The organism is Rhodoferax sp. AJA081-3, from assembly GCF_017798165.1.
Taxonomy (GTDB): Bacteria; Pseudomonadota; Gammaproteobacteria; order Burkholderiales; family Burkholderiaceae_C; genus Allorhodoferax.
Genome location: NZ_CP059068.1, coordinates 1,834,035 through 1,858,978, shown reverse-complemented (window position 1 = coordinate 1,858,978; position 24,944 = coordinate 1,834,035). Strand labels below are relative to the sequence as shown.

Here is a 24,944-nt window from a genome sequence, read left to right as displayed (position 1 = left end):
ATGGGCGGGGTTCTCGGTCCTTGAGGGTAAATCGGGTAGCAGCGCTAGACCATATTCCTTAGGATATGACACAAATAGATAACACCGTATGAGAAACCATTCCCTGTTTGACAAGATAGACCTTCATTTGATCAGGGTCCTCCATACCGTGTTGACTGAACGCAGCGTTTCCAAAGCCGCCATCCGCCTGGGCATGCACCAGCCAGCGGTGAGCAGTGCACTCAAACGGCTGCGTGATTTCGCCGGGGACCCGCTGTTGGTGCGCTCGGGCTCCGGCATGGTGCCCACCGATGTGGCGCTGCGCATGCTGGAGCCAAGTGCCAGCATTTTGCGTGCCGCTGAGATGCTGTTTTCGGACGCCAAAGGCTTCGAGCCCGCCACCGCACGCACCACCTTCCGCGTGGCCGCCAGTGATTATTTAGACCCGTTTTTTCTGCCCCAGCTGGTGGCGCAGATCAAAGCGCAGGCACCGCTGGTGGAGATCGAAATCCTGTCGCTGTCCGGCAGTGCCGATTACCGTGCCCAGCTGGCCCAGGGTGAGGTGGATGTGGTCATAGGCAATTGGTCTGAGCCGCCGGACGAGTTGCACCTGGGTCGGCTGTTTGGTGACGACGTGGTGTGCCTGGTATCCAAAAAGCACCCCGCCGTGCGCCGGGGTTGGGACGAAGCCTCGTGGCTGGCGGCAGACCATATTGCGCCCGGCGCCACCCACCCGGGTGCCAAGGGTGTCATTGACGACCACTTGACCAGCCTGGGCCTGCGCCGCCACATAGCGGCGCGCTGCCCCTACTTTGGCCAGATACCGGCCATGGTGGCATCAACCTTGCTGGTCATGACCACCGGGCGTCAGTACTGCGAACGTTTCACCGGCAGCCTGCCGGTCACTATATTGCCGTGCCCGGTGGAGTTTCCCCGATTGATGTATTACCAGCTCTGGCATGCACGCACCCACACCTCGGCATCCAGCCGCTGGCTGCGTGAATGTGTAAAGTCGGTGGCCGCAGCGTTGAAAAAAGAGTGAGCCCCATCCCAAGCCTATGACCAGCCAACCCCGACTCCAGCCTCGACTTCAGCTCAGCGGCATCACCAAGGCCTACCCCGGCGTCATTGCCAATAGCGATGTTTCCCTGACGGTGATGCCCGGCGAGATCCACGCCGTGCTGGGTGAAAACGGTGCCGGCAAGTCCACACTGATGAAGATCATCTACGGCTCGGTCAAACCCGATGCAGGGCAGGTGCGGCTCAACGGCCAGGAGATGCACATCCGCAACCCCAAAGAGGCGCGGGCCAACGGCATCAGCATGGTGTTCCAGCATTTCAACCTGTTCGACACCATGACGGTGGCCGAAAACGTATGGCTGGGCCTGACCCGCAGTTCGCTGCAGGACGTGACCGCCAGCATCGTCGCCAAGGCCACCGAATATGGGCTGGATATTGACCCCCAGCGCCCGGTCCACACGCTGAGTGTGGGCGAGATGCAGCGGGTGGAAATCATCCGCGCACTGCTGACCCGCCCCGAGCTGCTGATACTAGACGAGCCCACCTCGGTGCTGACGCCGCAGGCGGTGGAGAAGCTGTTTGTGGTGCTCAAAAAGCTCTCCAGCGAGGGCTGCAGCATCCTCTACATCAGCCACAAGCTGCACGAGATTCGCGAGTTGTGCACCGCCTGTACCGTATTGCGCGGCGGCAAGGTCACCGGTGTGTGCAACCCGCAGGAAGAATCCAATGCATCCCTGTCACGCCTGATGATTGGTGCCGAGCCCCCACTCCTGGAGCGTGCGGCCCGCACGGCGGGTGCGGCGGTGATGCACGTCAAGGGCCTGAGTCTGGAGCGTGAAGACCAGTTTGGCGTGGACCTGGATGGCATCCACCTGCACGTGCGTGCCGGTGAAGTGGTGGGCATTGCCGGTGTGTCGGGCAACGGCCAGAAGGAGTTGCTCTACGCCTTGTCTGGTGAAGACTGCCGGGCACCGCGCGGCAGTATCCATATGGGTGAGGCCGATGTGTCGCACCTGCACGCGGGCAAGCGCCGTGCGCTGGGTCTGCATTTCGTTCCTGAGGAGCGCCTGGGCCGTGGCGCCGTGCCCACGCTCAGCCTGGCGCACAACCTGTTGCTGACCCGCACCGAATCCATCTCCATGCCGCGTTTTGCCGGTGGCTGGATTCGCGTGCGCCAGCTGGAAGCCCATGCCGCGCGCCTCATTGCGCAGTTCAAGGTCAAGGCCAATGGGCCTACGGCTGCGGCGCGTTCGCTCTCGGGTGGCAATTTGCAGAAGTTTATTGTGGGGCGCGAGATCGATGCCAACCCCAAGCTGCTGATCGTGTCGCAACCCACCTGGGGGGTGGACGTGGGCGCAGCGGCGCAGATACGCGGCGAGATTCTGGCGCTGCGCGACGCCGGTTGCGCCGTGCTGGTGGTCAGCGAAGAACTGGATGAATTGTTTGAGGTCTGCGACCGCCTGCATGTGATTGCACGTGGCAGGTTGTCACCCTCGGTACCCATTGCGGAGGCAACGGTGGAGAAAATTGGCGAATGGATGAGTGGCTTGTGGGAGAAGGATGTGGCCCATGCTTAAGTTAGAAGCAAGGCCTCAGCCTTCGCAAGTTTGGACCTATGCTTCCCCATTGCTGGCCCTGTTGTGCACCGTCGTCATCGGCGTCATCCTCTTTGTGCTGCTGGGCAAAGACCCGGTGCGCGGACTGCAGGTGTTTTTTTGGGACCCTATAAAAAGCGGCTATGCGGTGGGTGAGCTGGTGGTCAAGGCCACCCCGCTGTTGCTGATTGCGCTGGGTCTGGCCGTGTGTTTCCGCTCCAATGTGTGGAACATTGGTGCCGAGGGGCAATACATCCTGGGCGCCATCACCGCCGGTGGTGTGGCGCTGATGGCGGACAAGACCACCGGCGGCTGGATCGTGCCGGTCCTGCTGCTGGCTGGTGTGCTGGGCGGCATGGCCTGGGCGGGACTGACGGCGCTGCTGCGCGACAAGTTCAACGCCAACGAAATTCTGGTGAGTCTGATGCTGGTCTATGTGGCGGTGCAGGTGCTGGGTTATCTGGTGTTTGGGCCGTGGAAAGACCCCAACGGTTACAACTTTCCACAGACCAAGAGTTTTGAAGCGGTGACGCGTATACCGCGCCTGTTCGACGGCTCGCGGGTCAGCATCGGCGTCATCCTGGCGCTGCTGGGTGTGGCCGGGGTGTGGGTGTTTTTGTTCCGCACCCGCGCAGGTTTTGCGCAGCAGGTGGGGGGGCTGGCACCTGCGGCCTCGCGTTATGCAGGTTTCTCGTCCCGCCGCGCGTTGTGGACAGCTTTGCTGATTTCGGGCGGCATGGCGGGCCTGGCCGGGGGGCTGGAGGTGGCGGGGCCCATTGGCCAGCTCACGCCGTATGTGCCGGCGGGTTACGGTTTTGCCGCCATCATCGTGGCCTTTGTGGGGCGACTGCACCCGGTGGGCATGGTGTTTTCGGCCCTGCTGATGAGCATGTTCTACATCGGTGGTGAGTTGGCGCAGTCCCGCCTGGGCCTGCCCAAATCATTGACGGGTGTGTTCCAGGGCCTGCTGCTGTTCTCGCTGCTGGCCTGTGACACGCTGGTGAACTACCGGCTGCGCTGGGGGAAAAAATAATGGAATCCTACGCATTGCTGATCGCCGCCACGCTGAACGCGGGCACCGTACTGGCCATCGCCTCGCTGGGCCTGTTGATCAACGAGAAGGCTGGCATCGTTAACCTGGGCGCAGAGGGCATGATGCTCTGCGCCGCTATAGCCGGTTTTGCCACGGTGGTGGCCACTGGTAGCGACAGCATGGGTTTTGCTGCCGGTATGGGCGCAGGGGCCTTGATGGCTGCCGTTTTTGGTGTGCTGGTGATCTGGCTCAACACCAACCAATACGCCACCGGGCTGGCGCTGAGCCTGTTTGGCGGCGGCTTCTCGGCCTTTGCCGGTATCCGGTACGTACAGGAAAAAATGCCCGAGCGGCCCAGCTTTGCTATCCCCTTTCTGTCCGACATCCCGCTGGTGGGGCCGGCCTTGTTCCGCCAGCACCCCTTGGTCTACCTGGCCGTGCTGTTTGCGTTTGCACTGATCTGGTTTTTGTACCGCACGCGTGCCGGCCTGATTTTGCGCAGCGTGGGTGAGAGCCCTGAATCGGCCCACGCCCTGGGTTACCCCGTGCGCTGGATACGCCTAGCAGCCGTGGTAGTGGGTGGTGCGCTGTGCGGTCTGGCCGGTGCCTACATTTCCATCATTTACACGCCGCTGTGGGTGGAGGGCATGGTGTCGGGCAAGGGCTGGATTGCGCTGGCGCTGACCACGTTTGCGACCTGGCGCCCGGCACGGGTGTTGCTTGGTGCCTACCTGTTTGGGGGCGTCACCATGTTGCAGTTCCATTTGCAGGGCGTGGGGGTGGAGATTCCCAGCCAGTTCCTGAGCATGTTGCCCTATGTGGCGACCATCGTGGTTTTGGCACTGATATCGCGCAACCCGCGCTGGATTCGCATTAACATGCCTGCTGCCATTGGTAAACCGTTTTACCCTGGCTCCTAGTTTCCTGACGTTCTCCCACTTATTGTTCCGCAACCCAAGTTTTTTATAGAAAGTACTGACATGACAGATCTGCAAAAACGCGCCTTACTGAGAATCGCGGCCATGACGGCCGTGGCAAGTGCTGCACTGGTTGGCTGTGGCAAGAAAGAGGAACCCGTGGCCGCCACCCCTGCGCCAGCACCTGTGGCATCGGCACCCGCACCCAAGCCTGAGCCGCTGAAGATTGCCTTCGCCTACGTGGGCCCGGTGGGTGATGGTGGCTGGACCTTTGCACACGATAACGGCAAGAAGGCCGTGGAAAAAGAATTCGGCGACAAGGTGGTCACCTCCATCGTGGAAAACGTGCCCGAGTCTGCAGACGCCGAACGTGTCATCCGCGAAATGGCCAGCAGTGGCAACAAGCTGGTGTTTGGCACAACCTTTGGCTACATGGAACCCATGCTCAAGGTTGCGCCCGAGTTCAAGGACGTGAAGTTTGAACATGCCACCGGTTACAAGACCGCCGAGAACATGCGCACTTACGACAGCCGCACCTACGAAGGCGCGTACATGGCAGGCATCATTGCCGGCAAGATGACCAAGTCCAACACACTGGGTGTGGTGGCATCCATCCCAATCCCCGAAGTCGTTCGCAACATCAATGCATTCACATTGGGCGCACAAAGCAGCAACCCCAAGATCAAGACCAAGGTGGTGTGGGTTAACGAGTGGTTCAACCCACCCAAGGAAACCGAAGCCGCCACCAGCCTGATCAACGGTGGTGCGGACGTTCTGTTCCAGAACACCGACTCCCCCGCCGTGCTGAAGACGGCACAAGACAAGGGCAAGCGCGCCTTCGGCTGGGATTCCGACATGACCGCCTACGGTCCCAAGGCCCACCTGGCGTCCGCCGTTATCAACTGGGGTCCGTACTACATCAAGTCCACCCGCGAAGCGCTGGAAGGCAAGTGGACCGGCGGTACATCGGCCTGGTGGGGTGTGAAAGAGGGCGCGATTGACATCGTGTCGATTGCCGAAGACGTGCCTGCGGAAACCAAGGCCAAGGTCGAGGAAGTGAAGAAGGGTCTGGCAGACGGAACCTTCGCGATCTGGAAGGGCCCCATCATCGACAACACCGGCAAGGAACAGATCGCCAAAGACACGGTGGCCGATGACAAATTCCTGAGCGGACTGGGCTTCTACGTCAAGGGCGTGGAAGGTAAGATCCCCGGCAGCAAGTAAACAGTACAACTGTGATCCGGGCCGCTTACGAGCGGCCCTTTTTTGTTCCGCTTTCTAGAGGTTTGTGCACCATGAAGAAACTACTCCTCGGCACCGTGGCCGCATCCGTCCATTTGTTGTTTGCCGTGGGCGCGATGGCGGCCAGTGCGCCCAAACCCGCCACGCAAAACCGTGCCGAGATATCGGGCCAGTACAAGTGGGACTTTTCTCCCATTTACGGCAGTTGGGCAGAGTGGGACGCTGCCATGACCAGCATCGAGGCCAAGATGGATGCCTTTGCCGCACGCAAGGGCACATTGAAGAATGGCCCGGCTGCGGTGCTGAGCACCTACCAGGCCTTCGATGAGATTGGCATGCTGCAGTACAAGGTCTACCGCTACCCGCAGTTGCAGCGTGACGTGGAGACGCGCAACCAGGAAGTGGCGGGCAAGTTTCAGCGCGTGGGGGCGGTGTTTGCCAAGTTCGGCACGGCCACGGCCTGGTTCACGCCCGAGCTGCTGAAGATTCCCCAAGCCACTATGGAGCAGTGGATACGCGACACGCCCGCTCTGGCGCCTTACAAATTCACGATTCTCGACAACTACCGCCAGCAGGCCCATGTGCTGGACGAACAGGGCGAGAAGCTGTTGTCCTTTGCCACCCGTTTTGGCCAGACGCCAACGGCCACCTTCCAGGAGCTGTCCACCTCGGACATCAAGTTCCCCAAAGTGACGCTGTCGGATGGCAAGGAGATCACGTTGTCGCCCGGCACCTACCAGGGTGTGCTGCAAACCAACTACGTACAGGCCGACCGTGCCAAGGCGTTTGATGCCTTCCTGGGCACCTACGCCGCCACGTCCAACACCTACGCCGCCATCTACAACGGCGTCATGCAAAAGGGCTGGTTTACCGCGCAGGCCCGCAACTTCCCCACCGTGCTGGAGGCCGCGCTGGACGACCATGCGGTACCCATGGACGTGGTGAAGACCCTGGTGGACACTGTGCGCGCCGGCACCGCGCCGCTGCAGCGTTATGCCAAGTTGCGCAAGAAGTTACTGGGCCTGGACAAGTACCACCTGTACGACGGCTCCATCCCCATCTACAAGACTACGGCCACTTATCCGTATGACGACGCCAAGGAGACGGTGTTGCAGTCCATGGCGCCGCTGGGTGCGGACTACATGGCCAAGTACAAGAAGTTCCTGTCGGGCAAACAGATCGACGTGTATGAAAACGACGGCAAACGCTCGGGCGCCTATGTGGGGGGTGTCTACGGCGTGGGTCCTTACATGCTGCTGAACCACAACGACACACAAAACGCGCTGTTCACGTTGGCCCATGAAGGCGGCCATGCCATGCACACCATCCTGTCGTACGAGAAGCAGCCCTATGTCACGTCCAGCTACACCATCTTTGTGGCCGAGGTGGCGTCCACGACCAATGAGCGCTTTTTGCTGAACAAGTTGCTGGAGACCACCAAGGACCCCAAGGAGCGCTTCCTGCTGTTGCAACACGCGGTGGACTCTATCGTGGGTACCTTCTACACCCAGGTGCTGTTTGCCGATTTTGAACTGCAGGCCCACAAGCTGGTGGAGCAGGGCAAGCCGGTGACCGCTGCCGTGCTCAACGGCATTTACCTGGACCTGCTGAAGACCTATTACGGCGATGCGGTGACCATAGACGATGCCTACAAGTACACCTGGTCGCGCATCCCGCACTTCTTCAATTCGCCGTATTACGTGTACCAGTACGCGACCTGCTTTGCATCGTCGGCCAAGCTGTTCAAGGACATGACGACCGGTGCTCCAGCATCCCGAACGGCCGCTACCGCACGTTACCTGGAACTGCTGGGCAGCGGTGGCAACGACCACCCGATGGCGCAATTGCAAAAGGCCGGTGTGGATTTGTCCAAACGCGAAACGGTGCAGGCCGTGGTGGACCAGATGCAGGAGTTGGTGACACAGATGGAGCTGGAAGCTGCCAAGATCCGCTGAACCCCACCCCTGCCATAGACTGAAATAGAAGATGGAGAACCCCATGAACCACAAACCCGTATCCCCAGAGCGCCTGCCCGAGCTGCTGCGCCGCATGCCCAAAGCCGAGCTACACATGCACATCGAAGGCTCGTTAGAACCCGAGCTGATGTTCGCCCTGGCCAAGCGCAACAACGTGGCGCTGCGCTTCCCCAGTGAGCAGGCCCTGCGCGACGCCTATGTGTTCAACAACCTGCAGGAGTTTCTGGACATCTACCATGAGGGCACCATGGTGCTCAAGACCGAGCAGGACTTCTACGATATGACCTGCGCCTACCTGGCACGGGCGCAGGCCGACAATGTGCTGCACACCGAAATCTTCTTCGACACCCAGACCCACACCGGCCATGGTCTGGATGCCGCCACCGTCATCAACGGCTTGCACCGCGCCTGCGCCGATGCGCCGGCCAAGTTTGGCATGACGGCCTCGCTGATCCTGTGTTTCCTGCGCCACTTGAGCGAAGAAGAGGCTTTTGAATGCCTGGAGCAGGCGCTGCCGCTGCGCGACAAGATTGTGGGTATTGGCCTGGCGTCCAGCGAAGTAGGCCACCCGCCCGAGAAGTTTGCCAAGGTCTATGCCCGGGCCCGCGAGCTGGGCTTTCGCCTGGTCGCCCACGCCGGGGAAGAGGCGCCCCCAGCCTACATCTGGAGTGCGCTGGATGTGCTGAAGGTGGAGCGTATAGACCACGGCGTGCAGGCCATACACGACGCAGCGTTGATACAACGTCTGGCCAAGGACTGCATACCGCTGACCGTGTGCCCCTTGAGCAATCTGAAACTGCGCGTCTTCCCCTCCCTGGCGCAGCACAACCTGCAGCGCATGCTGGACGCCGGCATCATGGCCACCGTCAACTCCGACGACCCAGCCTATTTTGGTGGCTACATCAACGAGAACTTCACCCAGACATTCGCCGCACTGGGCATGACATCCGCCCACGCTTACCGGCTGGCACGCAACAGCTTTGACGCCAGTTTCATCGACGCGTCGCTGCGCAGCCAGTATGTGCAACGGCTCGACGCGGTGTTTGAGACCTTTGAGTGAGACCGTTGGGAAAACCAGTGCATGCCAAACTATTTTCAGATCGGTAATACCAAGATCGAATCCCGCCATAGGGCGACCTGCCATTGCGGAAGCATCATTCTTGAGCTGGAGCTCCCAAACGGAGTAGAAGATCCCAGGCGTTGCAACTGCTCCATCTGCCGCCGTCGCGGCGCGATTTGCGCGTCGGTGCCTTTGGCGGGCCTTAAGGTAGTGCAGGGCCAGGAGTTTCTTACGCTCTACACGTTCAACACACGAACGGCCAAGCACTATTTTTGCCGGGTCTGCGGCACCTACACACACCACCAGCGTCGGTCAGACCCCCATGTCTTTGCCTACAACGTGGGCTGCCTGGAAGGCGTAAACCCGTTCGACCTGGGAGAGGTCCCGACCTCGGACGGAATCAACCACGTGTCCGACAGGGAGTGAAGTCAATGTGGTTTTTAGTCAAATCGGCCTCTAGCCCCCGTCGATATTAATCGTATAGCTATTAAATGCATAGCAATTATGAGCCCACTTCGCATCACCGAAATCAAGGCCTTTGTGCCGTCGAATGACTTCGCTCTGTCCAAGCAGTTCTACCAGGACATAGGCTTCACCATGGCCTCGGAAGGTGACGGCGTGGCCTACTTTCACATGGACCATGCGAGCTTTCTGCTGCAGGACTTCTGCGCTGGGGAACTGGCCAGGAATTTCATGATGCACATCCTGGTCGAGGATGTGGACGCATGGTGGAATCGCATCCACGCCAGCGGCGTGGTCGCCAAGTATGGTGTGACGGTATCGGGTATCGAGCGCCAACCCTGGCGGATGCGCGACTTCTGCCTCACCGACCCATCGGGTGTGCTGTGGCGCATAGGCCAGAACTCAGAGTGAGTTTCGGGCTTCTCGGCCCTTTGCTGTTTGCTGTGGAGATCACGACCGGGCCGAAGTGGGATGCGTCCAAGCCGGCGCAGGCGCAGTTGCACTTTCGTGAGCACAGCGTGAACCTCAAACGCCTGCGGGATGCAGGTCACCTGGTCCTGGGTGCTAGGTCGTTCAGTACAAGTTGCACCCGTTCAACGTGTTTTATGGCGGCACCGTTGCGCCCAATCCCCGGCGCCAGTAACATGCCGGCCCACCATTCCCTAACCCAGTGCACACCATGAAACACCCTAGCCTGCGCACCCTGACTGTACTTCCGGTCTTCCTGCTCCCCGTGTTGTTCGGCTGCGCATCGGCACCCGCGCAGAAAGAAGCGCCGGCGCAGCCCATCGTCGCCACCAAGCTGGTGCAAAGCAAGACCAGTTGGGATGGCAAGCTGCTGCCCGCCTACCCGACCACGCAGCCCGAGATCACCATTCTGCGCATCAGTATTGCGCCCGGCGCCCGCCTGCCCCTGCACCACCACCCGGTCATCAATGCCGGCGTGTTGCTGACGGGCCAGTTGAAGATAGAGACGGTCAGTGGCGCCGTACTGCACCTGAAAGCCGGCGATCCGATTGTGGAAACGGTCAACATGGTGCATTACGGCGTCAACGACGGCACCGTGCCTGCCGACATCATCGTGGTGTATGCCGGTACCGTGGACCACCCGATTACCGTTGTTGAGAAACCATGAGAAACACACCAGAGACAAGCCACCCCCGCATGCACCACGCCATCACCATCCGATTGGCCACGACCGCGCCGCACGATATCCGCGCGGTGGCCAGGTTATTCGACGCCTACCGCCAGTTTTACGAGCAGGCGCCCAATGTGGCGCTGGCCGAGCAGTTCATCTCCAGCCGCTTGCACAATGCCGAGTCCGTCATCCTGGTGGCCGAGGATGCAGAGCAGACCATGACCGGCTTCTGCCAGCTGTACCCCACGTTTTGCTCCGTGGATGCGTCCCCCATCTACAGCCTGTACGACCTGTTTGTGGCGCCCGAACACCGCAAGACTGGAACCGGACGCCTGCTGTTGCTGGCGGCCGAAGAGCAGGCCCGCCGCAATGGCAAGTCCCGCATGGACCTGACGACGGCCAAGACCAATCTGCCGGCCCAGTCGCTGTATGCCGCATTGGGCTGGACGCGGGATGAGGTGTTTTATGCTTATAGCAAACCCGTCACCGTTTAGCACCTGTTGACACAAAGCTTCGTATGCCGACTTTTGAACACGTGAATCTGCAAACCGCACGGCTGTTGTTGCGCCCGCTGGTCGAGGCGGATGCCCCAGCGCTGTTTGCCATTTTTTCAGACCCTGCGGTCATGCGTTACTGGAGTACACCTCCCTGGGCCAGCATGGACGAGGCCCATGCCCTGGTCGCGCGTGACCAGAAGGCCATGGTCGCAGGGGACTACCTGCGGCTGGGCCTGGTGCGGACCGACACCGGTGCGATGATTGGCAATTGCACACTGTTCGACATCAACACCACCTGCCGCCGTGCGGAATTGGGCTATGGACTGGCGCAATCGGCCTGGGGCCAGGGCTATATGCACGAGGCCCTACGTGCCCTGTTGGACTTTGGTTTCTCCGCGCTGAATCTCAACCGCGTGGAAGCCGATATTGACCCCCGCAACAGCGCCTCGGCCCGCAGCTTGGAGCGCCTGGGTTTTACCCGCGAGGGCTTCTTGCGCGAACGCTGGATTGTGGACGGCGAGGTGTCCGACACCGCGTTGTACGGCCTGTTGCAGCGTGAGTGGGTGGCGTCCAACAACCACACATAATGGAAGATACAGTTATGACATTTCTCAGTCCCTTGACCGTGGTGCAGGCCCAACTGGAAGCCTACAACGCCAAAAACATAGACGCGTTGCTGCAAACCTACGCACCAGACGCGCAGCAGTTCACGCTGCATGGCGAATTGCTTGCGCATGGCCACGCGCAGATGCGTGCGCGCTACCTTGCACGGTTTGCCGAACCTGATTTACACGCCAAGCTGTTGTCGCGCGTCGTTGTCGGCCATGTGGTCACCGATGCGGAGCTGGTCACACGAAACTTCCCCGAAGGCCGGGGCACGTTGGAGATGTTGTGTGTATACGAGGTGGTGAACGGGCGCATCCAGAAAGCGTCGTTTGTGCTGGGTGAGAAGACGCTGACGGGTGCGGCCGTCCAGTCTGGTTCGTAACGCGACTATCAACAGCTGGCGTGCAAGGCCAACTCAGGGATGGGTGCTGCGGGGTACGCTTGTGTATGGGGTCTGCGCACGACCTGGCCTAACGCCCCCCGCTGCTGCGCAAATGCCGCCAGATGCTCTGCATACGGCTCCAACACACTGGGCTCCACCGCCGCAGACAAACCCAGCCACTGGGCCAGTGCCTGTTTGGGCACCTCGCCATCTTCGGTCAGGGCCTGCGTGATGCGCAAAAACACGGTGCCATGTTCCTGCAACAGCTGCGTCGCCCGCGCGTACTGCGTTTGCAGCAGCGCCTCAATGGCCTCGTTCGTAGGGGTGACGTCGGTGTTGAGGTCTTCGTCCCTCTCGTGGGCCACATCCGTCCGGCTTAGGCGCCCACCAAAACCGTAGTGGCGCACAAACTGCGCCGCGTCGGCTGTGGCCTGCTTCAGGTCCTGCTCGGAGCCGGTGGTGCAAGCCTCGTCACCAAACACCATGGCCTCAGCCGCACGGCCACCCAGGCTGACACAGATGGCATCCAGCAGGTTGCGCCGTGATTCCGAGCGCAGGCTGGTGTAACTGTTGTAGCCGCCATCAAACGACGCCACGTTGATCTTGATCTCCTGCGGCGCATGGCCAAACAACACGCCGTACAGCAGGCCGTGCCCGGCCTCGTGTACCGCCAGCAGTGCGCGGAAGTCGAGGTTGGCACGCTGCTTCAGGCGGTTCAGTTCAAAGCTCACCGGGTAGGTTTTGCTGTGCGAGCCAAACTGCGCCAGCAGGTGGCGCTTGTCGGCGCCCAGGCTCAGCCGCAAGTCGTCTGCCGGAGTGGCGCCGTTCTCTATTGCCCACAACGTGGCATTGACCAGCGGCGCACTGACGATGGCATGGATGGACGAGAACAGCGGCCGTGTGCCCTGGGCGGGAAACACCGCGTTGGCGTAGATCTCGTCCTGCAGCGCCGGGTCGATCTTGAAGCGCAGTTGCGAGGATTCCTCCAGGTCGCGCACATACCCTTCGCACATGTTGGCAATCAGCCGCTGGTAGGTGGCGCGGCTGAAGCTGGGGTAGATCACGTGGTTGTTGCCTAGGCGCGCAATCTGCTCCGGTTTGAAGCGTTTGCCCAGCGCCTTCTTCACATCGATCAGCGACAGCTTTTGCGTCAGCGCGTGGAAGATATCGGCATCGGTGTCGCAGTCTTCCACGCGCGCGGCGGTCTGGCGGTACATCTCGTCCAGGTTGCCGGCCACAAAAATCAGCAGCTTGCTGTAGTCGGTCTCCCACGCCTCGGGCGAGTTCTGAAAAGCCTGCATGCGGGCCTGGATCTCGTCGGAGGTCCAGCGCATGATGTCCAGCAAAGGCTCCTGCAATTTGAGCGCCTGCTTCAGGTCACGCGCTTCGTAGGGCGACAGGTGCAGTTTGAACTTGCTGACCTCCTTGTCATCCGTTTTTTCGCGCTCCTGGTCGTACTGTGTGCGGCCCAGCGAATACTCCATGTCGGACATGAAGGACAAAGTCGGCGCCAGGCGGCCGTCGGACAGCAGGGTCCAGACATCCTGGTAACGCTCGACCTTGACGTCGTCGCCGTCCTTGTCCAGCGTGCGGTAGCGCTGGAACTCGTCCAGCACCAGAATGCCCGGCGCACCTTCGATCACGCCGGACTCGGCCAGCATGCCCGATATGGTGTTGGGCCGGTAACCGGTGCTGTTGCTGAAGCCGTCCATCTGCACCTCGACAAAACGGTCGTAGAGGTTCAGCTTCTGCGCGATCAAGCGCGTCAGCTGGGTCTTGCCGGTGCCGGTCAGTCCCCACAGGCAAATGATGACCGGGCGCTTGATGAGCTCGGGCATCACGTACCAGGCGCGCAGGGATTCGATGACGCGGTCGATGATGGGGTCTATGCCAAAAAGCTCGGTCTTGAGCTCGGCGGCGATGTCCGCCAAACGCGCGCTGCGTTCGGCGATATGCGTATGCATTGCGTTGTTGATGATCGTGTTCATTTCTATGTTGTTCCTTCTACTGCTCTGACTGGCGCACCAGCTTTTGCAGGCTCACCTTCTCCGCGCGGCGCATTGCGCCTTGGGCGCGAATGTGTTTGCCCGCGGCAGACGACGCTGCGCGGTGCGCCATGGCAAAAACCACGGGGTTGCGGGGCGGGTTGAGCGTTACCTTGATGGCCAAGGGCTGCTTCATGCGTCGCAGCTTCTTGACCTTACCTAGCGCGTAGTCGCGCGAAAAAACCTTGGCACTCATGTGAGCACACTCCCAAAAGCAAAAAGCCCCGGCTGTGGTAACCAGGGCTTGCGGCTGCGGATGCGGCACGGGCGCTGGCTGGACGGTATCGCACACATCCAGCCGGGGCGGCAGAGGTGCGTTTTAGGTAAAGGTGAGGAACAACATAGGTTTGGCCCTTTCAAGGGGTTGACTGCGCAAGGACATTCGTTGCGCAGCGGTCTCGAATCAGCGAAGCCGCGATTCTGTCAGAGCTTGGCGCATGGACTCAAGCGTTTTCTGCGTATCGTGCGCTGGGGTGTTGCAAAAAAATAACGAAGCAATTTTCACCACATGCACGTCACTGGCAACCAGCCGTCTGCTTCCAGGTGCTCATGCTGCCCAGGTCCAGCATCTGGTGGTTGCTGGCGCTGCCCATGTAGCGCAGGCGGTCGTCTTGCGACGAAATACCGACGTAACTATTGGTGCCGGTGTAGTGGCGGTAGTAGTAGGGCGCCTTGGTTTGCGAGGTTGCGGGGCCGGGGTAAAGCAGACTGGCGTAGTGGTGTTCGCCCCAGTTGAACACGCAGTTGGCGGACGTGGTGGTGTTGCCACGGTCCAGCGTGGATGTGCTGACCTGTGCGCTGCCGCTGCCCAGATAAAAGATACCTGGCAAACCCGTGGTCTCGAACCCTGCACTGGGGTTGGCACTGAGCACCGAGCTGGTGATGGCCAAGGTGCCGCTGCGGTCATTGCTGACGAAGAAGATGGCGCCACCGCCTTCCTTGGCCGTGTTGTTGTTGATATCGCTGCCGCACACCTGCAGCTGAAACGTATTGCCATCGTTGTAGATGGCGCCGCCGCTGCCACCACCGGCCGAGCCGGACCGCGCCGGGTTGGCACCCACGCCGATGGCGCGGTTGTGTGTGAAGCGGCTGTTGATCACTGAATAGGACACGCCAATGCTGCTCAAAGCCCCACCGTTGGAGCAGACATTGCCCAGGTCCGTGCGCCCGCCAAACGTGGAGCCCACCACATAGACCGGCAGGTTCTGTGACTGGCTGAAGGCGCGGATGGCTGCACCGCCTACATCGGGTCCCGCTGCGTCGCATTGGTTGCGAAAGAAGCGGCTGTTCACCACTTTGAGTCGGCCACCACGTGCCCAGATGGCGCCGCCACCGTCATACGGGCTCAGGCCGCTGGAGTTGGCATCGATAAACGTTAGGTTCTGTACCGTGAGTTGTGGGTGGTCCTGGTCCTGGCAGTGTGAGGTGGTCCACACCTGGGCGGCATCACAGGTGTTCATGTACAAGATGCGCGAGCTGCCACCACCGCTGAGCGTTACCTTGCCACCGCCGTCGATGACGATCTTGGGACCGGTGTTGTTGACGATCTTGGCGGGTTGCGCCAGGGTGATGGTCACCGGGTCTGGCCCGCAGTTGAAAGTGATCACGCCACCGCGTGCCACACCCTGCACCACGGCAGCGCCCGTGCAGCTGGCGGGTGTGCCGTTGCCAATGACGGTGGTGGGCGTGGATACGTCTTCCGCCACAGCGGCAGCCGGTACCGCACAACTGCCCAGCGGGTTGCCGGCAGTGGGGAAGTGGTCATCGCCCCGGGCGCTGGCGCCCAGCAGGGCACAGGCCGCCAAGAGCAGCTTGAGTGTGGCGTTGGTTTGCATAGTGGCGTTGACTGTAGCGCGCCCGGGGTGCGGGTTATGGTGGCGAATTGCAAGTATTGGTAACGTCCCGGCGCGCTTGGATAGGGTTTATGCCATGCGCCATATGCGCTGCACGGTATTCCCGGTTTAAGCTACTCCCCATGAAAGCCTACCGTGCCTCCCTTCTCTGGTTTGCCCCGCACAGCGAGGGCCCCGTACGTGCCCTGTTTGAAGAAGACGGACTGCTGGTCGTTGGCCCCAATGCTGCGGGCAACCAGGTGGTTCAGGCGATTGGCTCCTACCGGGATGTGGTGGACCGCTACCCCGGTGTGGCCGTCGAGCATTTCCCGGGCCGGATCATTGCCCCCGGGTTTGTGGACATGCACGTCCACTACCCCCAAACCAATGTGATCGGTTCGCCCGCCGACGGCTTGCTGCCGTGGCTGGAGAACTACACCTTCCCTGAAGAAAAACGCTTTGCAGCCCCCGAATACAGTGCACAAGCCGCTACTTTTTTCATAGCGGAACTGCTGCGCAACGGTGTTACCACCGCATTGACCTTTGCCACTTCGCATACCGAGTCAGTCAACGCGCTGTTCACCGAGGCCCAGGCGCAACACATGCGCATCATCACCGGCCTGTGCCTGATGGACCGCAACGCGCCTGCAGAGCTTCTGAACCAGGGGCAGGGCACGGTGGGTGCTACCGAGCAAAGCCTGCGCGACACCGAGGCGCTGATCCAGCGCTGGCACGGCAAGGACCGCCTGGGCTACGCCATCACGCCGCGTTTTGCGCCAACCTGTACCGAAGCGCAGTTGCGCGGCGCGGGTGATCTGGCCCAGCAGTACCCCGATGTGTGGATCCAGTCGCACGTGGCGGAGAACAAGGACGAAATCACGTGGGCGCGTGAACTGTTCCCCCAGTCCCGCAGCTACCTGGCCACGTATGACGACTTTGGCCTGATGCGCCAGCGTGCCGTGTACGCCCACTGTATTTACTTGGATGACGCTGACCGGGCGCTGATGCGCGACACGGGCACGGCAGCTGCCATCAGCCCCACCAGCAATCTGTTCCTGGGCAGTGGCTTCTTTGACTACGCCGGTGCGGACCGGGTGGGTTTTCAGTACGGTCTGGCCAGTGACGTGGGCGGTGGCACATCCTTTAGTCCTTTTCACACGATGTTGGGCGCTTATTGCGTGGGGAGGGAAGGGCAGACCAAGCAGGGCCTGTCCTTGCACCCGCAGCACCTGTGGTGGCAGCACACGGCGGGCGCGGCACGGGCCTTGGGGCTGGAAGGCGTCGTTGGCAATCTGCTGCCCGGTTGCGAGGCGGATTTTGTGGTGTTGAACCCCAAGGCCACACCGCTGTTGGCCCGCAAGACGGCGCTGGCTGCCAATCTGGATGAACTGCTGTTCTCGATGATTGTGCTGGGGGACGACCGATTGGTCGAACGTACGGTGGTGTCTCAAGCTCTTTGAGGTTATAGCCCCCGTCATTATTGGTTGAGAAGCTATACCTTTCGTAGCATCTTGCGAACACTTGGTTTGCGAGCCTGCCGGTGAGGGGAATGCCGGGGGCTTCAGAGGCGCTTCGCTTTGCCACATCAGCCCCCGGCATTCCCCTCACCGGCGAGCAGTGGCGCTACTTTCACCAACGGCGGCGAACCGGCAGCGTATCTGGCACTGGCATGGGATGGGCGGCGGCCGACTTGGCAAGCGCAGCGCCTCTGAGGCCGCCGCCCATCCCATGCCGGTGCCCACCCAAAGCCGGCGCACAAATAAGTTCCCAGGCGCCCCTGCTTACAATCCCCCGCACACTAGGAGAGAAGCCCCATGAGCATCAAAAGCGACAAGTGGATTCGCCACATGGCTGAAACGACCGGCATGATTGAGCCTTTTGAGCCGGGCCAGGTCCGTCAGGCCGAGGGTAAAAAAATCATCAGCTACGGCACCAGCAGCTACGGCTACGACATCCGTTGCGCACCCGAGTTCAAGGTGTTCACCAACATCCACAGCACTGTGGTGGACCCCAAGAACTTTGACGAAAAGAGTTTTGTCGACTTCAACGACGACGTCTGCATCATCCCGCCCAATAGCTTTGCGCTGGCCCGCACCATGGAGTACTTTCGTATCCCACGCAACGTGCTGACCATCTGCCTGGGCAAAAGCACCTATGCGCGCTGCGGCATCATTGTCAACGTGACGCCCTTTGAGCCCGAGTGGGAAGGGTATGTGACGCTGGAGTTTTCCAACACCACACCGCTGCCGGCCAAGATTTATGCGGGGGAGGGCTGCGCACAGGTGCTGTTCTTCGAAAGCGACAAGGACGATGTCTGCGAGGTCAGTTATAAGGACCGGGGGGGCAAATACCAGGGCCAGGTCGGGGTGACCTTACCCAAGGCCTAGAGGCCGTCAGCCATTTATTGCTGAGCCCCCGCCATAGCGACCAACGCTTCAAACCAGGAGAGCCAGCATGAAATGGGAAGGCAACCGCGAATCCGACAATGTCGAAGACCGCCGGGGTGAGGGCGGGGGGCGGTGGAAGAGGCGGCGGCATGCTGGGTGGCCGCGGCATTGGAGTCGGCACCATCGTCATTGCGCTGGTGGGCGGGTGGATATTCGGCATCAACCCCCTGACGATCCTGGGCGTACTGGGCGGCGGGGAGGGTGGTGCACCCCAAGTGCAAGTGCAACAAGCGCCCGCGCAGGGGCCGGCTGCGGACGACCCAGAGAAGAAATTCATCAAAACGCTGCTGGCCGACACCGAAGACGTGTGGCGGGACATCTTCACCAAAGGTGGTGCCACCTACCGTGACCCCAAACTCGTGTTGTTCCGTGGCGCTACGCCCACAGCCTGTGGCCAGGGACAGGCCGCGATGGGGCCGTTTTATTGCCCGGCGGACCAAAAGGTCTACATCGACCTGGGCTTTTACGAGACCCTGAAAACCCGTTTGGGCGCGCCCGGGGACTTTGCCCAGGCCTATGTGATTGCCCATGAGGTCGGTCACCACGTGCAGAATTTGTTGGGTATCAGCAACAAAGTGGAGCAAAAGCGGGGCCAGGTCAGCCAGGCCGAATACAACGCGCTGAGCGTGCGTCTGGAACTGCAGGCGGACTGTTTTGCCGGGGTTTGGGCCCACCACGCCAACAATGCCCGCCAACTGCTGGAGCAGGGCGATGTGGAGGAGGCCATCAATGCGGCCGCCCGCATCGGGGATGACGCCCTGCAGCGTGGCAGCGGCGGAGCGGTGGTGCCGGAAAGTTTCACCCATGGCACCAGTGCCCAGCGGCAGCGCTGGTTTGCGAATGGTCTTAAAAACGGCAGTGTGAAGGCCTGCGACACGTTTTCAACCCGCGTTTTATAAGACTAGGGGATAATACGGGGTGCTCCCAGCGTTGGGCGCCATTCAGCTATCGGACGGATAGCACCTCTTTTCGCTATGCGTGACCGACTTGAATACTGAACTGATTACCCCTGCATCCACTGAAATTTCGAACGAACTGAACGCCGATACGCCCCTGATGGCGTTCGCCCAGTTGCAACTGGCTGCACCCCTGGCCCGTGCCGTGGCCGAAATGGGCTACGAGTCCATGACCCCCATCCAGGCCCAGGCCATTCCGGTGGTTATTACCGGCAAAGACGTCATGGGCGCCGCCCAGACCGGCACCGGCAAGACGGCAGCGTTCTCGCTGCCCCTGCTGCATCGCCTGATGAAGCACGAAAACAGCTCGACATCTCCTGCCCGCCACCCCGTGCGTGCTCTGGTGCTGCTGCCCACCCGCGAACTGGCGGACCAGGTGGCGCAACAGGTCAAGCTCTATGCCAAGTACACCAACCTGCGCAGTGCGGTCGTGTTTGGCGGCATGGACATGAAGCCACAGACCCTGGAATTGAAGCGCGGTGTTGAAATTTTGGTGGCCACACCCGGCCGCCTCTTGGACCACATCGAGGCCAAAAACGCGGTGCTGAACCAGGTCGAATACGTGGTGCTGGACGAGGCCGACCGCATGCTGGATATCGGCTTTCTGCCGGACCTGCAGCGCATCTTGTCCTACCTGCCCAAACAACGCACCACGCTGTTGTTCTCTGCCACGTTCTCGCCCGAAATCAAACGCCTGGCCAGCAGTTACCTGCAAAACCCGGTCACCATCGAAGTGGCGCGTCCCAATGCGACGGCCTCCACGGTGGAGCAGCGTTTCTACAGCGTGCCCGAAGACGAAAAGCGCCACGCGCTGCACCAGATCTTGAAGACCCGAGGTATGAAGCAGGCCTTTGTGTTTGTGAACAGCAAACTCGGCTGTGCCCGTTTGGCCCGCTCTCTGGAGCGCGAAGGCCTGAAGACCACCGCACTGCACGGCGACAAGAGCCAGGACGAGCGCCTGAAGGCTCTGGATGCCTTCAAAAAGGGTGAAGTCGATCTGCTGGTGTGTACCGATGTGGCCGCCCGTGGGCTGGACATCAAGGATGTGCCTTGCGTGTTCAATTTCGACATCCCGTTCAACGCCGAAGACTACATCCACCGCATTGGCCGTACCGGCCGCGCGGGTGCCACCGGCCTGGCCGTGAGTTTTGTCGGCGGCAACAACGATGCGCGCCTGGTGGGCGACATCGAGAAGCTGATCAAGACCAAGATTGAGCTCGAAGCGGTTGAATACGACGAAGACGCACCCGATATCCGCAAGCAGGGCCGTATCAACGACGGCCGTCGCATGTATGCGCAAGAGGGGGAGAACGGTGGCGGTGGTGATAACGGCCGCAACGGTGGCCGTGGCCAACAACGCACCGCGCGGGATGACGGTTACGCATCGCGCACACCACGTGCACCGCGTAGCGACTATGGCCGTCCGGCCCAGGCCGCACGTGACCCATTTTTTGACAAACCTTATGAACCATCTGCGCCCGGCGAAGCGGCTGCAGCACCCTCGTGGGAAGCCTCGGCCCGCCCACAAGCACGTGGCATCTCGGCCAACATCAAGCCCAAGGTCAAAGTCGCGGCGCTGTTCAAGTCCGCCTGATTGTGTGTTGACCCTGGCGCGACCTGCGCCAGGTGTTTGTTAATGTTCTCCGTGGTGCTGGGAAACAGCACATTGCACCTGGATCAGCTCCTGCGTCTGGTCCTGCAGATTGAAGCGAAGTGCGCTCAAGCTGCCCCCCCACACACAACCGGTATCCAGCGATAACACGTCGTGTCTGTCCAGCCAGCCCAGCGTGGACCAGTGGCCAAATGCTACGCTGATCTGCGCCGTCTGGCGGTTGGGTACCTCGAACCAGGGCATATAACCCTGGGGCGCACCTCTGCACCTTCCTTTGCTGTCAAATTCCATCGCACCCTCTGCGGTACAAAACCGCAAGCGTGTCAGCGCGTTGACGATCACCCGCAGGCGGTCCATGCCGGTTAATGATTCGCTCCATTGGCTGGGTGTATTGCCGTACATGGATTTCAGGAACTCGGCCGCGTGCCCCCCCTGCAAGGCGGTTTCCACTTCGTGCGCCAAAGCCATCGTCTGGTCTGCACTCCAGGTTGGTAACACACCGGCGTGCACCATCAGAAGCGGCACACCGCCCCGGTTCAGCAGCATCGCCATTTTTTGGTGGCGCAGCCAGTGCAGCATGGCGTGGCGGTCTTCCGCTCCCAGCACGGCGTCCAGCGTGTCCTTGCGGTGTGGTTTGCGCAGTCCCTGTGCCACGGCCAGCAGGTTGAGGTCGTGGTTGCCCAACAAACACTGCGCGGCGTTGCTGTAGCCCATCAGGCGGCGTAACACGCCTGCGGAGTCCGGCCCGCGGTTGACCAGGTCGCCCAACACATACAAAGTGTCGCGGCTGGGAGAGTAATCCAGGGTGTCCAGCAGATCCTGCAGCGCCGCGTCGCAGCCCTGCACATCGCCAATCAGGTAAAGTGCCATGGTTTTCATTCTCGCTTGGGTTTCATGGAATTTATTCTGATCGTGCTGCTGACGCTGCTCAATGGTGCGTTTGCCATGTCCGAGATGGCGCTCACCGCCAGCCGCAAAATCCGCCTGCAAGCCATGGCGGAAGAGGGCAGCAAAGGCGCACAGGCCGCCATGGAGCTGCTGCAAACCCGACCCAGTTTTTTGTCGTCCGTGCAGGTGGGTATCACGTCCATTGGCATGCTCAACGGTATTGTGGGTGAGGCCGCATTCAGCAATGGCCTTTCGCAGTGGCTACTCGCCACATTGCCTATCTCCGAGCGTGCCGCAGACCTCTGGGCCACCGCGGTAGTGGTGACGGTGATCACCTTCATCACCATCCTGTTTGGGGAACTGGTGCCCAAGCGTATTGGGCAGCTGTACCCCGAGACCGTCGCGCGCTTTGTATCACTGCCCATGACCTGGGTGGCAACCGGTGCCAAGCCCTTTGTGCGCCTGCTGTCGGTGTGCACACATGGCATGCTGAAAATCTTGCGCATAGACACCACCGACAACCGTGCGGTGACCGAAGAGGAAATCACTGCCAGCCTGGAAGAGGGTGTAGACGCCGGCATCATCGAGCAGCATGAACACCAGATGGTGCGCAATGTGTTTGACCTGGACGACCGCACACTGACATCCATGATGCTGCCGCGCGCCGACATTGAATGGATGGAGGCGTCTGCCACGGTAGCGGAGTGCCTGCAGCAGGCCAGCAATGGCGGCAACAAGGGCACCCATTCCTGGTACCCGGTGTGCCGCGAATCACTGGACCAGGTGGTGGGCCTGGTCAGTGTGGCGCGCCTGCTGCAATTGGGCTTGCAGCACACGGGCAGTGTGGAGTCGGTTGCCGAACCCGCTGCCTTTGTGCCCGAGACACTGAGTGGCATGGAGCTGATCGAGCAGTTCCGCGCCCAGTCTGCACGTATGGTGTTTGTGGTGGACGAGTACGGCGTGGTGCAAGGTTTGCTGACGCCGCACGATTTGCTGGAAGCGATTACCGGCGAGTTGAAACCCGACAGCCAGACACAAGCCTGGGCAACACACTTGCCCGACGGTTCCTGGGCGCTGGACGGACTGATGCCCGTCAGTGAGCTCAAGGCGCGTCTTGACATTGATGAGCTGCCCCAGGAAGACCGTGGGCGCTACAACACCCTGGCTGGATTGCTGATGGCTGTATCGGGCGAATTGCCCAAAGTGGGTGAACGCATTGACTGCGCCTACTGGCAGTTTGAGGTGACGGCACTCGAAGGCAAGCGCATTGACAAGGTGCTGGCCCGCAGCGCCTGAACGGCACCGGCAGGTGTTACAGACGGCCCGTTATGCGGTAGGCCAGAGTGCCCAGGTGTTCATGCAAGGCCATTTGCCAGCTGCGCAAAGCCGGCCCCAGTGAATATTCTGTCCAGGGTGTAGTTGGGCCCGTGCGGAAGTCCACCGGGTAGGCCGTCACATTCCACCCCGCTTTGGTGAACGTGGCCATGGACCGCGGCATGTGCCATGCGGATGTGACCAGCAGCCAGCGCTGCGTGATGTCCACGCCCGGCAATTGCGCAGTCAAAGTGGCGTTTTCAAAGGTGGTACGTGATGCACCTTCGTAGAGCACATTCGCTCCCGTCACACCCATGCTGTCGAAGAAGACTTTGGCGAGTTGTGCTTCTTTGATCACACTGGCACCCGTCTCGGTGCCACCACCGGTGTAAACGAGCTTCAGGTGCGGATTCTTTTGCAGCATTACCAGAGGCGTTGTCATCCGCTCAGCGGCGCTGTTGAGCAGGGGATGTGCATGGGCAGCAGCTACAAAACTGGGCTCGGTCGAGCCACCCAACACCACCATGCCCACATAGGCCCGCAAGTCCGCCTGGGGCGGTATCTCGCGGTGCTGCGCTTCCAGTTGGCGTATCAGCACATCGGGTAATGGTTTCCACCCCAGCAGCAAAAGCAGCGCCATGGCGCTACCCACCAACCCACGCCCCAGCGCCGGTCTGCGACTCGCCAGCAGGCTCAGGGCGAGCAGAAACAGTACCCACGACAGGGGTTGCGTCAACACAAAAAGAAGAGTTGCCAGGATGGTCATGCGTGTGTGGTTTGGTAGTGGGTTGCGCAATCGTACGTGATGGTTTTGGGGTCTAGGGTTACTACTTAGTGGAGCTCCACACTTGTGGGTTTTAGCCATCCGATTAACCTTCGCTTCCGTCTCATCACTAATGGAAATCGCAATGAGAATCCGCTCGGTTGTTCTTGGTTTGCTGCTTGGATCGTTGTCCATGCTGGCCTTTGGCCAGAAAGCTATAACCATCAAACTGAGCCATGTGGTGGCCGCCGACACGCCCAAGGGCAAGGCCTCCGATTTTTTTGCCAAACGTGCTGCCGAATTGACCAAAGGCCAGGTCAAGGTAGACGTGTACCCGAACAGCCAGCTCTACAAAGACAAGGAAGAGATGGAGGCCTTGCAGATCGGGGCCGTGCAGATGCTGGCGCCATCACTTGCAAAGTTCGGCCCCTTGGGCGTCAGGGAATTTGAGGTGTTTGACTTCCCCTTCATCTTTGACGACACCGCCGACCTGCACCGCGTGACCCAGGGCCCCGTGGGTGCAAGCCTGCTGGGAAAACTGGATGCCAAGGGTGTCAAGGGACTGGCATTTTGGGACAACGGGTTCAAGTCATTCTCGGCCAATACACCGCTGCGGAGTGCGGTCGATTTCAAGGGAAAAAAGTTCCGCATCCAGTCCTCCAAAGTCTTGGAAGAGCAGATTCGCACACTGGGTGGCACTCCACAAGTGATGGCGTTTTCTGAGGTGTACCAGGCGCTGCGCACCGGCGTGGTGGACGGTACCGAAAATCCGATTTCCAACCTGTACAGCCAGCAGATGCACGAGGTGCAAAAGCACCTGTCGATCTCCAACCACGGCTACCTGGGTTACGCCGTCATTGTGAACAAGAAGTTCTGGGACCGACTGCCTGGCGACATACGCGGCCAGTTGGAGCAGGCCATGAAAGAGGCCACCACCTATGCCAACAAGATCGCCCAGGAAGAGAACGATCTCTCTCTGGAAGCGGTCCGCAAATCAGGAAAAACAACGGTTTATGTGCTGAGCAAGGAGGAGCGCATGGCGCTGAAAAAAGCCATGGCACCCGTGCACAACAAGATGGCTGACCGGGTGGGCAAAGACCTGCTGGAGGCGATCTACAAAGAAACCGGATTCAACGCGAACGCGCCGTAAAGGCACCACCCGCTCCACTTTCATCTTTCA

Annotated in this window: 23 protein-coding genes and 1 pseudogene; 19 read left to right on the top strand and 5 right to left on the bottom strand. The window is 60.6% G+C overall.

Annotation, left to right across the window (positions count from 1 at the left end; genetic code table 11):
• Positions 1 to 88 precede the first annotated feature (88 nt).
• The 13 genes from HZ993_RS08640 (at position 89) to HZ993_RS08580 (ending at position 11,907) form a co-directional block, all read left to right on the top strand.
• A complete protein-coding gene (locus HZ993_RS08640) occupies positions 89 to 1,021 on the top strand; it encodes a LysR family transcriptional regulator (RefSeq protein WP_209397101.1) in 933 nt (310 codons plus the stop codon).
• A 16-nt stretch (positions 1,022 to 1,037) separates the two neighbouring features.
• Positions 1,038 to 2,576: an ABC transporter ATP-binding protein gene (locus HZ993_RS08635; protein WP_209397099.1), complete on the top strand. Its 1,539-nt coding sequence runs from the start codon at positions 1,038 to 1,040 to the stop codon at positions 2,574 to 2,576.
• The gene (locus HZ993_RS08630; protein ID WP_209397097.1) at positions 2,569 to 3,627 is read left to right on the top strand and encodes an ABC transporter permease; all 1,059 of its coding nucleotides are present in this window, start codon (positions 2,569 to 2,571) and stop codon (positions 3,625 to 3,627) included. Before HZ993_RS08635 ends, HZ993_RS08630 begins: the two co-directional genes overlap by 8 nt.
• Positions 3,627 to 4,547 (top strand): ABC transporter permease, encoded by a 921-nt coding sequence (locus tag HZ993_RS08625; RefSeq protein ID WP_209397095.1) that lies wholly within the window; start codon positions 3,627 to 3,629, stop codon positions 4,545 to 4,547. Before HZ993_RS08630 ends, HZ993_RS08625 begins: the two co-directional genes overlap by 1 nt.
• 60 nt (positions 4,548 to 4,607) lie before the next feature.
• Positions 4,608 to 5,768 carry a BMP family ABC transporter substrate-binding protein gene (locus tag HZ993_RS08620; protein ID WP_209397093.1) on the top strand — a complete coding sequence of 387 codons (1,161 nt, stop codon included), beginning with the start codon at positions 4,608 to 4,610 and terminating at the stop codon, positions 5,766 to 5,768.
• 71 nt (positions 5,769 to 5,839) lie between these two features.
• Positions 5,840 to 7,741 carry an oligoendopeptidase F gene (pepF, locus tag HZ993_RS08615; protein ID WP_209397091.1) on the top strand — a complete coding sequence of 634 codons (1,902 nt, stop codon included), beginning with the start codon at positions 5,840 to 5,842 and terminating at the stop codon, positions 7,739 to 7,741.
• Positions 7,742 to 7,784: 43 nt separating this feature from the next.
• A complete protein-coding gene (locus HZ993_RS08610; RefSeq protein ID WP_209397088.1) occupies positions 7,785 to 8,822 on the top strand; it encodes an adenosine deaminase in 1,038 nt (345 codons plus the stop codon).
• 21 nt (positions 8,823 to 8,843) lie between these two features.
• Positions 8,844 to 9,248, top strand: a complete 405-nt coding sequence (locus HZ993_RS08605) for a GFA family protein (protein WP_209397086.1) — start codon at positions 8,844 to 8,846, stop codon at positions 9,246 to 9,248.
• A gap of 78 nt (positions 9,249 to 9,326) precedes the next feature.
• Entirely contained in the window at positions 9,327 to 9,695 is a 369-nt protein-coding gene (locus HZ993_RS08600) for a VOC family protein (RefSeq protein ID WP_209397084.1), read from the top strand.
• 268 nt (positions 9,696 to 9,963) lie between these two features.
• Positions 9,964 to 10,419 (top strand): cupin domain-containing protein, encoded by a 456-nt coding sequence (locus HZ993_RS08595; RefSeq protein ID WP_209397082.1) that lies wholly within the window; start codon positions 9,964 to 9,966, stop codon positions 10,417 to 10,419.
• Between the two features lie 29 nt (positions 10,420 to 10,448).
• Entirely contained in the window at positions 10,449 to 10,916 is a 468-nt protein-coding gene (locus tag HZ993_RS08590) for a GNAT family N-acetyltransferase (RefSeq protein WP_209398356.1), read from the top strand.
• Positions 10,917 to 10,939: 23 nt separating this feature from the next.
• Positions 10,940 to 11,506, top strand: a complete 567-nt coding sequence (locus HZ993_RS08585; protein ID WP_209397080.1) for a GNAT family N-acetyltransferase — start codon at positions 10,940 to 10,942, stop codon at positions 11,504 to 11,506.
• 14 nt (positions 11,507 to 11,520) lie between these two features.
• Positions 11,521 to 11,907: a nuclear transport factor 2 family protein gene (locus HZ993_RS08580; RefSeq protein ID WP_209397078.1), complete on the top strand. Its 387-nt coding sequence runs from the start codon at positions 11,521 to 11,523 to the stop codon at positions 11,905 to 11,907.
• An 8-nt stretch (positions 11,908 to 11,915) separates the two neighbouring features.
• On the opposite strand, the gene HZ993_RS08575 is transcribed toward HZ993_RS08580, so the two are convergent.
• The 3 genes from HZ993_RS08575 to HZ993_RS08565 all read right to left on the bottom strand — a co-directional run bounded on the left by HZ993_RS08575 (position 11,916) and on the right by HZ993_RS08565 (position 15,787).
• Positions 11,916 to 13,895: an AAA family ATPase gene (locus HZ993_RS08575; RefSeq protein ID WP_209397076.1), complete on the bottom strand. Its 1,980-nt coding sequence runs from the start codon at positions 13,893 to 13,895 to the stop codon at positions 11,916 to 11,918.
• Positions 13,896 to 13,911: 16 nt separating this feature from the next.
• Positions 13,912 to 14,148: a hypothetical protein gene (locus HZ993_RS08570; protein WP_209397074.1), complete on the bottom strand. Its 237-nt coding sequence runs from the start codon at positions 14,146 to 14,148 to the stop codon at positions 13,912 to 13,914.
• 319 nt (positions 14,149 to 14,467) lie between these two features.
• On the bottom strand, positions 14,468 to 15,787 hold the full coding sequence (locus tag HZ993_RS08565) for a hypothetical protein (protein ID WP_209397072.1): 1,320 nt from the start codon (positions 15,785 to 15,787) through the stop codon (positions 14,468 to 14,470).
• Positions 15,788 to 15,927: 140 nt separating this feature from the next.
• Between HZ993_RS08565 and guaD the strand changes: the two genes are divergently transcribed.
• The 4 genes and pseudogenes from guaD to HZ993_RS08545 all read left to right on the top strand — a co-directional run bounded on the left by guaD (position 15,928) and on the right by HZ993_RS08545 (position 20,781).
• A complete protein-coding gene (gene guaD, locus HZ993_RS08560) occupies positions 15,928 to 17,244 on the top strand; it encodes a guanine deaminase (RefSeq protein WP_209397069.1) in 1,317 nt (438 codons plus the stop codon).
• A 354-nt stretch (positions 17,245 to 17,598) separates the two neighbouring features.
• The gene (dcd, locus tag HZ993_RS08555; protein ID WP_209397067.1) at positions 17,599 to 18,171 is read left to right on the top strand and encodes a dCTP deaminase; all 573 of its coding nucleotides are present in this window, start codon (positions 17,599 to 17,601) and stop codon (positions 18,169 to 18,171) included.
• 67 nt (positions 18,172 to 18,238) lie between these two features.
• A pseudogene (locus HZ993_RS08550) lies at positions 18,239 to 19,130 on the top strand (neutral zinc metallopeptidase).
• A gap of 157 nt (positions 19,131 to 19,287) precedes the next feature.
• Positions 19,288 to 20,781, top strand: a complete 1,494-nt coding sequence (locus HZ993_RS08545) for a DEAD/DEAH box helicase (protein ID WP_209398354.1) — start codon at positions 19,288 to 19,290, stop codon at positions 20,779 to 20,781.
• 39 nt (positions 20,782 to 20,820) lie between these two features.
• Here the strand turns inward: HZ993_RS08545 and HZ993_RS08540 are convergent, their stop codons facing one another.
• Complete coding sequence (locus HZ993_RS08540) at positions 20,821 to 21,669, bottom strand: symmetrical bis(5'-nucleosyl)-tetraphosphatase (RefSeq protein ID WP_209397065.1); 849 nt, start codon at positions 21,667 to 21,669, stop codon at positions 20,821 to 20,823.
• A 24-nt stretch (positions 21,670 to 21,693) separates the two neighbouring features.
• Here HZ993_RS08540 and HZ993_RS08535 point away from each other — a divergent pair, with 24 nt between their 5' ends.
• Positions 21,694 to 22,983 (top strand): hemolysin family protein, encoded by a 1,290-nt coding sequence (locus tag HZ993_RS08535; RefSeq protein ID WP_209397063.1) that lies wholly within the window; start codon positions 21,694 to 21,696, stop codon positions 22,981 to 22,983.
• Positions 22,984 to 22,999: 16 nt separating this feature from the next.
• Here HZ993_RS08535 and HZ993_RS08530 read toward each other — a convergent pair whose 3' ends face one another.
• Entirely contained in the window at positions 23,000 to 23,767 is a 768-nt protein-coding gene (locus HZ993_RS08530) for a YdcF family protein (RefSeq protein ID WP_209397061.1), read from the bottom strand.
• A 142-nt stretch (positions 23,768 to 23,909) separates the two neighbouring features.
• Here HZ993_RS08530 and HZ993_RS08525 point away from each other — a divergent pair, with 142 nt between their 5' ends.
• Positions 23,910 to 24,914, top strand: a complete 1,005-nt coding sequence (locus HZ993_RS08525) for a TRAP transporter substrate-binding protein (RefSeq protein ID WP_209397059.1) — start codon at positions 23,910 to 23,912, stop codon at positions 24,912 to 24,914.
• The last annotated feature ends 30 nt before the right edge of the window (positions 24,915 to 24,944 follow it).